Source organism: Meiothermus cerbereus DSM 11376 (assembly GCF_000620065.1).
GTDB lineage: Bacteria > Deinococcota > Deinococci > Deinococcales > Thermaceae > Meiothermus > Meiothermus cerbereus.
This window is the reverse complement of the sequence record NZ_JHVI01000004.1, coordinates 139,891-154,093: the sequence shown is the minus strand read 5'-3', so window position 1 is coordinate 154,093 and position 14,203 is coordinate 139,891. Positions and strand designations below refer to the sequence as shown.

The 14,203-nt window shown below is 62.1% G+C and carries 12 protein-coding genes and 1 CRISPR repeat array (1 of these 13 cut by a window edge); of the genes, 10 read left to right on the top strand and 2 right to left on the bottom strand.

The window, feature by feature from the left end:
- Positions 1–346: a CRISPR direct-repeat array (repeat unit 35 nt; unit sequence GTTGCAATCCCCTTACGGGGCTTTTTGTTTGCGAC); it reaches 351 nt to the left of the window's first position.
- Between the two features lie 505 nt (positions 347–851).
- The 6 genes from glgP (at position 852) to Q355_RS0102000 (ending at position 7,443) form a co-directional block, all read left to right on the top strand.
- On the top strand, positions 852–3,368 hold the full coding sequence (gene glgP / locus Q355_RS0102025) for an alpha-glucan family phosphorylase (RefSeq protein WP_027876250.1): 2,517 nt from the start codon (positions 852–854) through the stop codon (positions 3,366–3,368).
- Positions 3,369–3,611: 243 nt separating this feature from the next.
- Entirely contained in the window at positions 3,612–4,133 is a 522-nt protein-coding gene (locus Q355_RS15235; RefSeq protein WP_051529266.1) for an ArsR/SmtB family transcription factor, read from the top strand.
- A gap of 10 nt (positions 4,134–4,143) precedes the next feature.
- Positions 4,144–5,310: a serine hydrolase gene (locus Q355_RS0102015; protein WP_027876249.1), complete on the top strand. Its 1,167-nt coding sequence runs from the start codon at positions 4,144–4,146 to the stop codon at positions 5,308–5,310.
- 9 nt (positions 5,311–5,319) lie between these two features.
- On the top strand, positions 5,320–6,303 hold the full coding sequence (gene mtnA, locus Q355_RS0102010; RefSeq protein WP_027876248.1) for an S-methyl-5-thioribose-1-phosphate isomerase: 984 nt from the start codon (positions 5,320–5,322) through the stop codon (positions 6,301–6,303).
- A gap of 3 nt (positions 6,304–6,306) precedes the next feature.
- Positions 6,307–6,933, top strand: a complete 627-nt coding sequence (locus Q355_RS0102005) for a ComF family protein (RefSeq protein WP_027876247.1) — start codon at positions 6,307–6,309, stop codon at positions 6,931–6,933.
- A gap of 96 nt (positions 6,934–7,029) precedes the next feature.
- On the top strand, positions 7,030–7,443 hold the full coding sequence (locus Q355_RS0102000) for a hypothetical protein (RefSeq protein WP_027876246.1): 414 nt from the start codon (positions 7,030–7,032) through the stop codon (positions 7,441–7,443).
- Positions 7,444–7,553: 110 nt separating this feature from the next.
- On the opposite strand, the gene ribF is transcribed toward Q355_RS0102000, so the two are convergent.
- Together ribF and Q355_RS0101990 are read right to left on the bottom strand one after the other, a co-directional pair.
- A complete protein-coding gene (gene ribF / locus Q355_RS0101995) occupies positions 7,554–8,441 on the bottom strand; it encodes a riboflavin biosynthesis protein RibF (RefSeq protein ID WP_084496006.1) in 888 nt (295 codons plus the stop codon).
- Positions 8,442–8,478: 37 nt separating this feature from the next.
- Positions 8,479–8,991 carry an NUDIX hydrolase gene (locus tag Q355_RS0101990; RefSeq protein ID WP_027876244.1) on the bottom strand — a complete coding sequence of 171 codons (513 nt, stop codon included), beginning with the start codon at positions 8,989–8,991 and terminating at the stop codon, positions 8,479–8,481.
- 137 nt (positions 8,992–9,128) lie between these two features.
- On the opposite strand from Q355_RS0101990, the gene Q355_RS0101985 reads away from it, so the two are divergent.
- Genes Q355_RS0101985 through Q355_RS0101970 form a run of 4 tightly spaced genes read left to right on the top strand, consistent with a single transcriptional unit; the run spans position 9,129 to position 14,129 of the window.
- Complete coding sequence (locus Q355_RS0101985; RefSeq protein WP_027876243.1) at positions 9,129–11,819, top strand: phosphoenolpyruvate carboxylase; 2,691 nt, start codon at positions 9,129–9,131, stop codon at positions 11,817–11,819.
- Positions 11,820–11,876: 57 nt separating this feature from the next.
- Positions 11,877–12,836, top strand: a complete 960-nt coding sequence (locus tag Q355_RS0101980; protein ID WP_027876242.1) for an alpha/beta hydrolase-fold protein — start codon at positions 11,877–11,879, stop codon at positions 12,834–12,836.
- 23 nt (positions 12,837–12,859) lie between these two features.
- Complete coding sequence (locus Q355_RS0101975; protein ID WP_027876241.1) at positions 12,860–13,567, top strand: TerC family protein; 708 nt, start codon at positions 12,860–12,862, stop codon at positions 13,565–13,567.
- 7 nt (positions 13,568–13,574) lie between these two features.
- A complete protein-coding gene (locus Q355_RS0101970) occupies positions 13,575–14,129 on the top strand; it encodes a class I SAM-dependent methyltransferase (protein ID WP_027876240.1) in 555 nt (184 codons plus the stop codon).
- Positions 14,130–14,203 lie beyond the last annotated feature (74 nt).

The following is a 14,203-nucleotide window of genomic DNA, read 5'->3' as shown; positions in this document are numbered from 1 at the left end:
ATGACATCGTGGTGCTGTTGCAATCCCCTTACGGGGCTTTTTGTTTGCGACAAATAGAGGAGGAATAACATGACGTACATTCGACTTCAGGTTGCAATCCCCTTACGGGGCTTTTTGTTTGCGACTTTGTAAATCCCACCCCTGGGGACGTATCAGGGGCCTCGTTGCAATCCCCTTACGGGGCTTTTTGTTTGCGACCTGTAATGATTGCAAGCCTAATAAAGTACCTGAAGTGTTGCAATCCCCTTACGGGGCTTTTTGTTTGCGACTATTATTCATGTGACGGAGGGATTCGAGGCCCACTATATTATGTTGCAATCCCCTTACGGGGCTTTTTGTTTGCGACAGCATACCCCGTTAATCGCCGTCCTGTAAAGGGCTCTTATTAGGGGGTATTTATGAGAAAACCGAGTTATCCACAGGCAGCCTGTGGATAAGTGGGTAAAAAGTGGCGTTTTTTGCGATGGATGCTTACAAACCCACACTTTTAGATTTTTTGTGCGGTGGGTTTGCGATTTACATCGCACATCTAGGCTTTCAAGAACCGCTGTCGAAATGGCCGACATAGGCATTATAGCATTTTGCGCAAAACATAATGGGTTATTTTTGGAAATTGCTTCCATGCCGTTCTGGTGGGTGCTGGTGTGGTGTTTTTTGGGCAAGGGGGTACGGTTGCGATAGCATTTTTGGGTACAAAATAGCATGTAACGCTTTTTGTAACGAATGGGTCAAGGCGGGTTCTAAACTGTCCTGCCAGAACCTTCGGTTCGTCAAAGAAGACACTACAATACCGGTTTTGTTCGATGTCCGACCTTTAGCAGAATATATGGTGGTACAATCTTGGCTTGATTATGAATGCCATCGGTCGAATCGTCAGCATGCCCCGTCTACCCGAGCCCTTAAAGGGCCTTCACGAACTGGCCTACAACCTCTGGTGGAGCTGGAACCCCGAAGCCCAGCACCTGTTCGAACAGATTAATCCTTCACAGTGGAAGCGCTTCCGGGCCAATCCGGTGCGGGCGCTATTGGAAGCCGACCCCGAGCGCCTGGCTGCCCTGGCCGAAAATGCTGGCTATGTGGGCGCGGTCGAGGCCACGGTAGCTAATTTTCATCGCTACCTGCAAACCCGCCCCAAAAAGACGCCCCGCATCGCCTATTTTTCGATGGAGTATGGCTTTCACGAGTCGCTGCCCATCTACTCGGGCGGTCTGGGCATCCTGGCGGGTGATCACATCAAGGCAGCCTCGGATCTGGGGCTCAACCTCACCGGCGTGGGCATGTTCTACCACGAGGGTTATTTCCGTCAGCAGCTAACCCCCGAGGGCCAGCAGCGCGAGGTCTACGAAGACCTCCTGCCCGAAGAGCTGCCGCTGGTGGTGGTCAACAAAGACGGCAAACCCCTGCGGGTGGCGGTGGAGTTTCCCGGGCGGATGGTCTATGTGATGGCCTACAAGGTTCAGGTGGGCACCATTCCGGTCTACTTGATGAGCACCAACCTGCCCGAAAACCGGCCCGAAGACCGCGCCCTAACTGCTCGGCTGTATGCGCCGGGGCAGGAAATCCGCATAGAGCAGGAAATGATTTTGGGCATTGGCGGGGTGCGGCTGCTGCGGGCTTTGGGATTGGAGCCCGAAGTCTGGCACATGAACGAAGGCCACGCGGCTTTTCTGGGCCTCGAGCGCATACGTGAGATGGTTGCGACTGGAAGCTCGTTTGGCGAGGCCCTGGAGGCCACCTCGGCGGGAGCCCTTTTCACCACCCATACCCCCGTACCGGCTGGACACGACACCTTTCCTTTGGATTTGGTCGAGCGCTACCTGGACGGCTGGTGGAACAAGCTGGGGATTAGCAAAGAGGAGTTTATCGCCCTGGGCCGCGAGGAAAAAAGCTATGGCCCGGTCTTTAGCATGTCCCACCTGGCCCTGACCACCTCGAGGGCCGCAGGCGGGGTCTCGGCACTGCACGGCCAGGTCTCGCGCGAGATGTTCCAGCACCTGTGGAAAGGCCTGGAGCCGGAAGAAGTGCCCATCGGGCACATCACCAACGGCATCCACACCTTTACCTTCCTACACCCCGAGATACACGCCCTCTACGAACGAGCCTTCCCCAAAACCTGGGCCGAGCAACTACACGACCCCAGCCAGTGGACGGTAGACCGGCTCGAGGAGGACGAGCTCTGGCGTGTTCGCAACAAGCTGCGGGCCCAGCTCATCGAAGAGGTGCGGGTGCGCTTGTTTGAGCAGCGCCGCCGCAACGGCGACCTACCGGCAAGCCTGCGGGCAGCCGAAAAGGTGCTCGACCCCACCGTGCTGACCATCGGCTTTGCCCGTCGCTTTGCCACCTACAAGCGGGCCATCCTGATGTTCACCGACCCCGACCGGCTGGTCTCGATTCTGAATGGCCCTTTGCCGGTACAGTTTGTGTTTGCTGGCAAGGCCCACCCCAAAGACGAGCCTGGCAAAGAGTTCATCAGGAAGCTGGCCGAAAGAATCAAGGCGCTGGGCCTCGAGGACAAGATGATTTTGCTCGAGGACTACGACATGAGTCTGGCCCGCACCCTGGTACAGGGGGTGGATGTCTGGCTCAACACCCCCCGACGGCCCATGGAGGCCTCCGGCACCTCGGGCATGAAAGCAGCGCTCAACGGCGCCTTGAACTTCTCGATTCTGGACGGCTGGTGGGCCGAGGCCTTCAACACCACCAACGGCTGGGCCATCGGCGACGAGCGCACCTACGCCACCGAGGAAGCCCAGGATCACGCCGACGCCCAGAGCTTCTACGACACCCTGCAGTACGAGATCATCCCGCTGTTTTATGCGCGGGGCGCAGTGGGCACCCCCAGCGGTTGGCTGGCCATGGTGCGCGACAGCATCCGCACCTGCGGCCCCACCTTCTCGGCCCAGCGCATGGTGGACGAGTACCACCGCAAGTTCTACACCCCCCTGGCCCAACGCTCGGCCCACCTGATGGAGCAGAATAGGGCGACCCTAAAAGAAGTTGCGCGCTGGAAAAGTCTGGTACAAAGTGCCTGGAGCAACGTAAAGATATGGGTCGAGGCCCCGCACAGCGCAGCCAACCAGCCCTTGCAGTTGCGGGCTTTTGTGCAGGCCTACGGCATCCCCACCGAAACCCTGCGGGTCGAGCTGGTGGTGCGCCGCAGCAGTGGCGATTTGGAAGTGGTCGCGCTTAAACACGCCGGACAGGAACGGGAAGCCCTGCTCTACACCGGCACCTACCTACCCGCACGACCCGGTAGTTACGAGTACGGCGTGCGGGTGGTCGCAGCCCACCCCGAGCTCTCCAGCCCCCGCGAGGTGGCCTTCGTGAAGTGGGCCGGCACGGTGGTGGAAGAGCCGGTCAAGGTGTAAAACTGAGTCACTGGGAGTTCTTCCTCAACCGCTCTGGGATGTGAAGCGCCCGGTCAGTTGCGCTCTGAATGGGTTTTAGTATTCCTTGTCACAGTCTTCACAACTGAAGAGCGCTCAGGAGGCGTTGTGACTGACAAGCCGGGGCTGTTTGTGTGGTGCTGCTTGACTTGAAATTCGACTCGGGCATCAAAGTGTGGTTCTATTTCTCATTTATTTTTCGTAATAACGTAATAACGTATTTACGTGGATATTGAGACCCGGCTCAGTCGGCTCGAGGCCCGCCTAGAAGCACTGGAACGAGCCTCGGTGGCATCGTCGAAGTCGCCCGAAGGCCCCTTCTGGGCACTGGATTACCTGCGTGAGACCGCTAGACCGGGCGGCGAGGTGGTGTTTGCCGGGCAGGCCGAGGTGGCTTCGGGCACCTGGGGTTGGCAGTGGGGCTTACCGGTGGGCCCTCTCCTTAGAACCTCTTGGGCAGAGGTGGCTGAAAACCTCGCTGCCCTGGCCCACCCTATGCGCCTGGAACTTCTCCGGGCCGTGCTGAATAGCAAGAGCACCTCCCAGGAGCTACAGCACCTCGAGGACATCGGCACCACCGGTCGGCTCTACCACCATCTCAAGGAGTTGCAAAGCGCCGGCTGGCTCAAGGTGGGCAAGCGAGGCTCTTACACAGTACCCCCCGAAAGAATCATCCCTTTACTGGTCATACTGAGCGCCGCCGGGGGCGAGGCCCTGGCAGCGCAGATAGAACAGGCGGAATCGTAAGGAGGTACCGATGAGATTCTGGATGACGGCAGGAACCCTTTTGCTCGGGCTGGCTATAGCCCAGGCCACCCTAACCCCCAAGGCGGCTCTCGAGCGCCTCTTCACCGAGCGCCCGGCTAAGTCCGAATGGTTCGCCCCGGCGTTCTTGCAGCAGGTGCCGCTGGCCCAGGTGGAGGCCATTCTCCAGCAACTGCTGGACGGCCTGGGGCGCTACGAGGGCGTAGCGCCGGACGGCCCCAACTTTCGGGTGAACTTCGAGCGCGGGGTGGTGCCAGCGCAGATCTCGCTGGATGCTGGAGGACGCATCCAGGGGCTATTCTTCCGACCGGCCCAACCTAAAGTGGCCCTAACCCCGGAACAGCTCCTGGCCGAGTATCGCAAGCTACCGGGGCAGGCGAGCATGCTGGTGCTGCAAGGCTCCCAGGAGCGCCTGAACCTCGAGGCCGACCGGGTGCTGGCGGTGGGCTCGAGCTTCAAACTGGCCGTGCTGGAAGCCCTGCGCCAGCAGATCGAGGCCGGGCGGCGCAAGTGGAGCGATACCGTGCCGCTGCGCCCGGAGTGGAAAAGCCTGCCCAGCGGCACCCTGCAGAACCTGCCCGACGGAACCCCCTTGAGCCTCGAGCAGTACGCTACCCAAATGATCTCCATCTCCGATAATACCGCTAGCGATGCCCTGATTAATATCGTCGGGCGGGCCGAGGTGGAAAAAATCGCCCCCCGCAACCGGCCCTTCCTCACCACCCGCGAGGCCTTTGTGCTCAAGAACCCGCAAAACCGGCAATGGCTCGAGCGCTACCGGGCCAACCCCGCCGGGCGGGCGGCCTTGCTGCCCCAACTGGCCCGCCTCCCCCTGCCCGACGCCGGCGTGTTCGCCGGGGGGCCTGTCGCTATCGATGTGGAGTGGTTCTTCAGCACCCGCGAGCTGTGCGCGCTGATGAGCCGGGTGCAGGCCCTGCCCCTGATGTCGCTCAACCCCGGCCTCGCCAACCCCGCCGACTGGCAGCGGGTGGCCTACAAAGGGGGCTCCGAGCCAGGGGTGCTGAACCTGACCACCTGGCTCACGGCCAGGGATGGCAAGCAGTACTGCGTCTCGGCCACCTGGAACAACCCCCAGGCCCGGCTGGACGAAAACCAGTTCTTCTTGCTCTACACCAGCCTGCTCAACAGCCTGAAGTAGACTGACCCCATGCGCGTAGTGCCCTTTCGTTTTGAAAACAACACCTTTTGGCTCCTGGATCAGCGCAAGCTCCCCTTTGAGGAAGTCTGGGTGCCCTGCAAAAGCGCCCTCGAGGCCGCCGTCGGCATCCGCGAGATGGTGGTGCGGGGGGCCCCGGCCATCGGGGTGACGGCAGCTTTTGGCATGGTGTTGGCCCACCTGTCGGGCGAAGACCTGGCCCAAGCCGATGCCCTGCTGCGCCAGAGCCGGCCCACCGCGGTCAACCTGTTTTACGCCCTGGATCGCATGAAACCCCACTGGGGCCACCTCGAGGCCTCGCTACAGGAAGCCCAGGCCATCTGGAGTGAGGTAGAAGAAACCGAGCGAGCCATCAGCCAGCACGGCGCACGGGTGCTCAAGGGCCAGGTGCTCACCCATTGCAACACCGGCCCCCTGGCCACGGGCGGATTCGGAACGGCTTTGGGGGCCATCGTCGAGGCCTACCGGCAGGGCCGGGTAACGCACGTCTGGGTAGACGAGACCCGTCCCTACCTGCAAGGGGCCCGCCTAACCGCCTACGAACTGCAAAAAGCCGGGGTACCCGCCACCCTGATTAGCGACAACATGGCGGCCTACATGATGGGCCAGGGTCAGGTGGATGCAGTAATCCTCGGCACCGACCGCATGGCCATGAACGGCGACTTTGCCAACAAAATCGGCACCTATGGCCTGGCCATTCTGGCGCAGTACCACGGCATCCCCTTCTATCCGGCCCTGCCGCTCTCCTCGGTAGACCCCAGGCTACAGCGCGGCGACCAGATTCCCATCGAGAAGCGTTCGGCCCAGGAGGTCACGGTCATTCGGGGACAGCCCATCGCGCCCGAGGGATTTCCGGCGGCCCACCCTGGCTTCGATGTAACCCCGCACCACCTGATTACCGGCATCGTAACCGAGAAAGGGGTGCTCTATCCCCCCTTCGACGAGGCCCTGCGGGCCGCCCTGGGGATGGAGTGAGGCGTGAACCCATTGCTGGGCTGGTGGGAACAACTAACCGGCGCGACCTGCCCGGGTTGCGCCAAGCCACTGCAAGAGCCAACCCTGTGCAGCGAATGCCAGCGTGCGCTGGTTCCAAGGCACGGGCCGGGATTTGTGTATCTGGGCAGCTACCAGCGCTTTGGCAATCTTGCCCGTGCCCTCAAATACCAGGGTCGGCGCAACCTGGCCCTATTGCTGGGCCAGAGGATGGCCCTTGGGGTGCGACAGGCTGAATGGGGACTGGACGGCGTGACTGCCGTACCCACCCTGCCCCATCGCCAGATTCAGCGAGGCTATAACCAGGCCGAACTGCTGGCCCAAGCAGCAGCTAAAGAGCTTCGCATCCCTTACAAAAGCGTGCTCTCGCGCACAGCACTGGACAAATCGCAAACCCAAAAAACCCTCCTGCGGCGCTTGCAACTCTCCCAGGCCACCTTTCAGCCTGTCAGCCGGGTGAAAGGAATCTGGCTGCTGGTAGACGATGTGGTGACCACCGGAACCACCTTCGAGCGCGCGCGCAAAGCCCTGCTCGAGGCCGGAGCGGCCAAGGTTTACGGTGCGGCAATTGCGGTCAAGAGCCCACACGAACTCGCCAAATATTCCCTATAATCAAAGTCACAGGACTCCACCAAGCGGGGTTCTTGCAGGCCGAATACCCAACCCTACCTCTCTCGAGCGTGGGGTTGATTGCTAAAGGGAGGATGGATGCTCAAACGACCACGCATTCGCAGGCTCGAGGAACTCCTCCCCTACATCCGCGAAGGCCGCTACCGCATTGGCCCCCACGTGGCCAAGCACATGCTGCAAGAAGGCTTCATCGAGCACGACGTGTTGCAGGCGGTGGAGTGGGGCCGCGAGATGGCCGTCTACCCCGAAGACCAGCGCATGCTGGTGCTGGGCTACATGGTTTTTCCGCCCCAGCTCAAGCTACCGCTGCACGTGGTGCTGGAGTACCGCGAGCCGCGCTGGGTAGACATCGTGACCGCCTTCATCCCCAAGAAGCCGCACCAGGTGTACTCCAGGGCCCGCATCGCCGCCATCCTGCGCTACGACGGCACCTTCGAGGAGGTGCGCTGGGTCAGGCCCCGCTTCATGACCGACGAGGATATACCCCGCTAGGTGTCTCCATAGTTGAAATACAAGTTGCTGTTCCGAAAGATCGCTGGGGGAATTGCGCCAGGCACGCATAGACCTACTCCACTGGTTTTGCCAATCTACCCTGGCGCAACTTAAATCCCCAAGACCCGGCGGGCAGCCTCGGCATCCTGGGCGAGCTGGGCTTTGAGGGCCTCGAGGCTCTCGAACTTCATTTCGCCACGCAGCCGGGTCAGAAACTCGACGGTGAGTTCTTGCCCATACAAATCGCCCACAAAGCCAAACAGGTGTACCTCAAAGCGCAGGCTCTGGCCCGAAACCGTGGGGCGATAGCCGACGTTGGCCATCCCGCCAAACTTGCCCTGTGGGGTCTGCACCCGCACAGCAAACACCCCCATCGGCAGAATTTTGAGGTGGGCCACTTCGATATTGGCGGTGGGAAAACCTAGTTTTCGTCCCAGCCTGTCGCCTTCCCGCACGATACCCCGGGCCGTGTAGGCCCGGCCCAGCAGGAGCTTGGCCTCGTCTACCCGCCCTGCACGCAGCAGGTCGCGGATGCGGCTCGACTTGACCGGCCCCCCGCCCAGCTCGAGCAGCGGCAGAATCTGGGTCGGCGCTACGGCATTCAAATCCTCCAGGCCCCCGGCCCGCCCCTGCCCAAAGCGGAAATCGGCCCCCACATAGATGCGCTGGGCTTCCAGGGTACGCAGGTCATCCAGGAAGTCGTCCTTGCTGCGCCTGGAGAAAGCCTCGGTGAAGGGCACAATCAGGGCGATCTCGACCCCCAAGCCCCTCAGGAGCTCGAGCTTCTCCGACAAGTCGGTCAGGAAGCCCTCCCCTCTCATGAAGACCTTGCTGGGGGGGTCGAAGGTGTACACCAGCAGCGGCACGTGCAGGCTCTTGGCCGCCTGCTGGGCCTGGTGAATCAGGTGCTGGTGCCCCAGGTGCAGGCCATCAAAGCTGCCAATCGCCACCACCTTGGGGCCAGCCGGCGCATCGGAGGGGTCGTTGATAAGCAACATGGCAGGTATTGGTGCCGGGCGGACAGCGGTAGGTGCGCTACTCGTAATAGGGAATGTCGTCCTCGAGCGCCTTCTCGCTCAGGTAGAAGAGGATTCCGGCCAGGGCCGAGGCCGATATCTGAACCCTGCCGTCGCGGGCATCCCGCAAAACCTGGCGCGGGTAGTGCCATTCTACCGTGATGGCTTCGTCGTCGTCGGGCTTTGCGTAGGCCGGGCGGGTATGGGTAGCCCGAAAAACGTGCAGCTTCTCGTCGCAAAACCCCGGCGAAAGGTAAAAGCCGGTCAGGTAGTGTAGCTGGCCGGTTAGCTGGGCTTCCTCGGCCAGCTCGCGCAGGGCCGCCTGTTCGGGGGTCTCGCCGGGGTCAATGAGGCCCGCCGGAATCTCAAGGGTCTCGCTGCCGATGGCCGGGCGGTACTGCCGCACAAAAAGCAGTTTTCCGCCCCGCTCGACCAGTACCGCCACTGCGTCGGCGTGTTCTACGATCTCGTAGGGGCCTTCCAGGGCCAGGTTCAGGATGCGGCCTTTGTACAAGTACTGCCGTTCGGGCATGCCCCCAAGCTAAAGGCAAAAGAAATCCACGTCAAACGGTATTTCAATAAGCTGGCCTTCCAGAGGGCACAATCCCCCCAAAACGCGGCAGCCGCAGGGTTTGGGAATGGCTTACAAACCCGTTACACTATCGCTGGATGAACGAAGATCGGCTCTTTGAACAGCTCAAGCGCGAAGTGGATGTGCTGGGGCGGGCTTTAGGCAAGGCCATCCGCACGCTTTCCGGCGAACGTATTTTTGAACTGGAAGAACAGGTGCGCGAGCTGACCAAAACCCTGCGGCAGGGCTATACCGAAGACATCCGGCAGCAGCTTCTGTCCATCGTGCGGGGTCTCTCGCTGCTCGAGGCCGAAAACATGATCCGGGCCTTCTCGACCTACTTTCACCTGGTCAACCTGGCCGAAGAACGCCATCGCGTGCGGGTCAACCGGGAGCGCGAGAAAAATAGCACCCCAGCAGCACCCCGGGGCGAGTCGTTTCTGGCCCTGGTGGGGCAGCTCAAAAACCAGGGCCTTGGCTACGAGCAGGCCGTGGAGGTGCTTTCACGCTTGCGGCTGCACCTGACCTTTACCGCCCATCCCACCGAGACTCGCCGCCGCACCCAGCGCTACCACATCAGCGAAATTGCCCGGCTGCTGGATGCCACGGAGCCGACCGAGCCAAACCAAAAAGCGACGCAGGAACAGGCCAGCCCTGCCCTGGATGCGCGGGTGGCGCTGCTGTGGGGCACCTCAGAACTTCGCAAATCCCGCCCCAGCGTAGAAGACGAGGTCAAAGGTGGTCTGTTCTACATCACCTACACCCTGTGGCAGGCCATTCCCCGGCTGGTAGATGGGCTCGAGCGGGCCATAGAAGCCCACTATGGACAGCGCCCCAACCTTTCACCCCCCCTGGTGTTTCGCAGCTGGATTGGCGGTGACCGAGACGGCAACCCCAACGTACTGCCCGAGGTTACCAGTTGGGCGCAAAACTACGCCCGCACAACCGCCATTCGCAAGTTTGTAGAGGATGTAGACGGCCTGATTCGCGACCTGTCCCTCAGCGACGAGCGCATCACCATCACCCGCGAGTTGCGGCTGGCCCTGGAAGACCATGCCAGGCATCTTTCGCTGCCCGAGCGTTTCCAGGGCGAACCCTACCGCCAGTTTGGCATGGGTCTGCGCCACAAGCTGCGGGCTTTGCTGGGCGAGCAGCCCGGCCCCGGCTACACCAGCACCGCCGAGTTCGCCAGCGACCTGGGTAAAGCCGAGCGCAGCCTGGAACAGCTAGGCCTAGGGGAGGTGGCTCGAGCCAGCGTGAGACCCATCCGACTCAACGCCGAGGCCTTTGGCCTGGATCTGGTTGGTCTGGATCTGCGCGAGGAATCGCGCGCCCTCAGCGAAGCAGTGGCCGAGCTGCTAAAAATTGCCGGTGTGCAGGAGCAGTACGCCACGCTAAAGCCGGAGCAAAAGGAAGCCCTGCTCACCCAGGAGCTGGCCACAGCCAGACCGCTGGCCCCTGTAGGGTATCGTCCGCAGACCAAAGCTTTGCAGACCGCCCTCGAGGCCCTGCGACACTGGAAGGCCCGTGGCGCACACGTGGTCTCGATGACCCACCACGCCAGCGACCTGCTGGAAGTGATGCTGCTGGCGCGGGAGGTGGGTTTGTACCGCCCCGGGCGGGCGCTGCCTTTTGATGTGGTGCCGCTTTTTGAGACCCTGGACGACCTGCACCATGCCCCCGAGGTGGTGGCCCGGCTGCTGGATAACCCCGTATTCAAGGCCCATGTGCAGGGGCGGGAGGGCCTCGAGGTGATGATTGGCTACTCCGACTCCAACAAGGACGCGGGCTTTCTGGCGGCCAACTGGGCGCTCTACCAGGCCCAGGAGGCCATCACAGCCATCGCCCAAAGCCGGGGCGTGCAGGTCTACTACTTTCACGGGCGGGGAACTTCTACCGCCCGCGGCGGGGGCACGGCGGGGCGGGCTATTGCCAGCCTGCCGCCCGGTACGGTGGGCAGCCGCATGCGCCTAACCGAACAGGGCGAGGCCCTGGCCGACCGTTACGCCCACCCCGACCTGGCCATACGCAACCTCGAGCAGATGCTTTACCACATGGCGCTGGCCTCGGCCCGCGACCTCTACGGTCAGGCCGCGCCCCTCAAGCCCGAGTGGCGCGAGGCCATGGGGCGGGCCGCAGAGCGTTCTACCCAGGCCTATCGGGAGCTCTTAGGCCGCCCCGGTTTTTTCGAGTTCTACGAACAGCTCACCCCCATCCGCGAGATTGGGGCGCTCAACATCGCCAGCCGCCCGGTCTACCGCTCTGGAAAGGTGCGGGAGATCAAAGACCTGCGGGCCATCCCCTGGGTCATGTCCTGGACGCAGGTGCGGCTCTTGATTCCCGGCTGGTATGGGCTCTTGGAGGGGCTTCGGGAAATTCCGCTGGAGCTGCGCCGGGAGATGTTTGAACAGTGGCCTTTTTTTGCCACCACCCTGGATAGCGCCGCCATCGCCCTGGCCAAAGCCGACCTGGGCATTGCCCGCGAATACCTGCGGCTGGTTAGGCCCGAGCTGGCCGAAGGCTTCTTCCCCGGCATCGCCCGGGCTTTTGCAGAAACCAAGGCCATCCTGGAGGAAACCTTTCAAAACACCCTGCTCTTCAAACACCCGGTGCTGGCCCGCCAGACCGAGCTACGCAACCCCTATGTGGACCCTATCTCGCTGGTGCAGGTTGAACTGCTGGAACGCTACCGCCGCACCCCCCCCGAGGCTCCAGAACGCACGGGTTTGGAGCGGGCCTTGATGCTTTCACTATTGGGGATTGCAGCAGGCTTGCGTAACGCAGGCTAGGTGCGACCAGAACCTGAATGCCCCGATCAGCGACGATACCCATATGATGGGGACGCTATGGTCGAGGTGCACAATCGCTACGTGACTTTTCACCCCCCTGCTGGGGCCAAGTATCTAGTAGGCGACTTCACCGACTGGAACCGCCGACCCATTCCCATCGAAAAGCCCCTTACGCTCGAGTTCCCCTCCGGGGCCTACGTGGAGTACGCCTTCCTGGACGAGAACAAACAGCCCTTCCCCGACCCCGACAACCCCCACAAAGCCCAGAACCCCTGGTGGAGCTACCCCCGGGCCATCGAGCTGCCCGGTTTTCACTACATGGCCCCCCCACAACCCTCCCGTACCGTCGAAGTACACCGCCACCGGCTGGAATCGCGAGCCTTTGGCAGCACCCGCCGCTACTACGTCTACAACCCCTCCCAACCGGCCCAGGCCACCCTTTACGTGCACGATGGGGTGGCCTACTACCGCACCGCCCGGCTGGCCGAGGTGGCCCAGGGGCTTTTGGAGCAGGGCGAGATAAGGCCCGTGCGGATTGTGTTCATCGAGCCGGAAGACCGCCGCCAGGAGTACTGGTTCAGCGAGGCCTACGAACGGCACCTGCTCGAGGAAATCATCCCCACCGTGGAGGCCCACTACGGCCCCACCCCGGAAAAAGGGCTGATGGGGGCCAGCCTGGGCGGGCTGGTCTCGAGCTGGATGGCCCAGCGCCACCCCGATCTCTTCCAGAAAGTCGCCACCCAGTCGGCCTGCCTGACCGCCTCGCCCCAGGGGGGCGACTCCTTCACCGACCCCGAGTGGCTCACCGAGCAGTACCGGGCCGCCCCCACCCTACCCCTACGCTTCTATTGCGAAACCGGGCAGATCGAGTGGCTGCTGGCTCCCAACCGCCGCTTTGCCGCCCTGCTAGCCGATAAGGGCTACCCCCACGCCTACTTAGAGCGCCCCTCCGGCCACAACTGGATGACCTGGCGGCAAGGGCTGGCGCCCGCCCTGCGCTACCTGTTTGGTTTTTGAGAGGAAGTGATAGGCTAGAGCTTATGGATTTTGGTTCGGCACTTGTAGCCATTCTGATCATCGTGGCCCTCGAGGCCGTTTTATCCGTAGACAACGCTATGGTACTGGCCGTGATGGTGCGGCCTTTGCCGGAGCACCTGCGCTCGAGGGCCCTGCTCTACGGCATCATTGGAGCCTATGTGCTGCGCGGGCTGGCTTTGCTGTTCGCCACCATCATCATCAAAATCTGGTGGATACAGCTTTTGGGTGGACTCTACCTGGTGTATCTAGGGGCCAACCACATCTTCCGGCGCAAGCCCGAGACAGAAACGGCATTGGCCTCGGAGCAAGCCCGCATCCAGCAGGCCGCAGCCGCCAGTTTCTGGCGCATCGTGATCATGATCAACGTGGTAGACCTGGCCTTCGCGGTGGACTCGGTGCTGGTGGTGATTGCCTTCAGCCGCGAGTTCTGGGTGATTTTTACTGGGGTGGCCATCGGGATTCTGCTGATCCGGCTGGCCGCCGGCATCATGGTGACCATCATCGAGCGGTATCCGCGCCTGGAGACCGTGGCCTACGCGGTGGTGGGCTGGGCCGGGCTCAAGCTGACACTGGAGGGCTGGGGCCACGGCAGCGAGGTCTGGCTGCACCGCCCCGAGCTGGCCTTGCATCTGCCCCAGGCTTTTTTCCTGAGCGTAACCTTTGCCATCCTGGTACTGGGCAGCCTGTGGGCTTTCCGTCGCTTGCCCTAACCCGGCCATGCCCAAAGACTGGGACGCCCACTACCTGAACCAGCCACCTCTAAGCCAGCCTGCCGCGGTAGTGGCGGCCTACGCCCACCTCCTTCCGGTGGGCTTGGTGCTGGATCTGGCCGGGGGTATGGGCCGCAACGCCTTTTTTCTGGCCCGGCGGGGGCATCCTGTAATTCTGCTCGAGCAAAGCCGGGTGGCGCTCGAGTTCGTCCGGGCCGAGGCCACTGGGCAACACCTGGACATTTGGGCGCTCGAAACCGATCTGGAAGCCCCCTCCCCAGACCTGCCCCCCGGCCCTGTTGCCGGCATCGTCAAGTCGTATTTTCTGCACCGCCCCCTGCTGGAACGGCTGGCCGAACGGCTTGTGCCGGGCGGCCTGGTGCTGCTCGAGGGTTTCACGCTTATAGAAGCCCAGCAGCGCGGCAGTCAGGCCGCCCACTACTGGCAGCCCGGCGAGCTGCTGCACCCACCCCCAGGGCTCTACCTGCGGGCCTGGGCCGAGGGCTTTTTGGAAGGCCACCATCGCACCTGGGCGGTGTGGGAAAAGTCAATTCAGCCCTGAAATGAACTTCAGCAAAAAGAACATCGCGTCCCTGAAGCGCAAACGCTTTACCTAGCCTCCTCGCTCATGGTCAA

What these genes read in the sequence shown, in the direction of transcription:
- ribF (WP_084496006.1), bottom strand. Translation starts at nt 8,441, where the DNA reads ATGTTGCTTATCAACGACCCCTCCGATGCGCCGGCTGGCCCCAAGGTG.
- Q355_RS0101975 (WP_027876241.1), top strand. Translation starts at nt 12,860, where the DNA reads ATGGATTTTGGTTCGGCACTTGTAGCCATTCTGATCATCGTGGCCCTC.
- Q355_RS0102000 (WP_027876246.1), top strand. Translation starts at nt 7,030, where the DNA reads ATGCTCAAACGACCACGCATTCGCAGGCTCGAGGAACTCCTCCCCTAC.
- glgP (WP_027876250.1), top strand. Translation starts at nt 852, where the DNA reads ATGAATGCCATCGGTCGAATCGTCAGCATGCCCCGTCTACCCGAGCCC.
- Q355_RS0102015 (WP_027876249.1), top strand. Translation starts at nt 4,144, where the DNA reads ATGAGATTCTGGATGACGGCAGGAACCCTTTTGCTCGGGCTGGCTATA.
- Q355_RS0101970 (WP_027876240.1), top strand. Translation starts at nt 13,575, where the DNA reads ATGCCCAAAGACTGGGACGCCCACTACCTGAACCAGCCACCTCTAAGC.
- mtnA (WP_027876248.1), top strand. Translation starts at nt 5,320, where the DNA reads ATGCGCGTAGTGCCCTTTCGTTTTGAAAACAACACCTTTTGGCTCCTG.
- Q355_RS0101985 (WP_027876243.1), top strand. Translation starts at nt 9,129, where the DNA reads ATGAACGAAGATCGGCTCTTTGAACAGCTCAAGCGCGAAGTGGATGTG.
- Q355_RS0101990 (WP_027876244.1), bottom strand. Translation starts at nt 8,991, where the DNA reads ATGCCCGAACGGCAGTACTTGTACAAAGGCCGCATCCTGAACCTGGCC.
- Q355_RS0101980 (WP_027876242.1), top strand. Translation starts at nt 11,877, where the DNA reads ATGGTCGAGGTGCACAATCGCTACGTGACTTTTCACCCCCCTGCTGGG.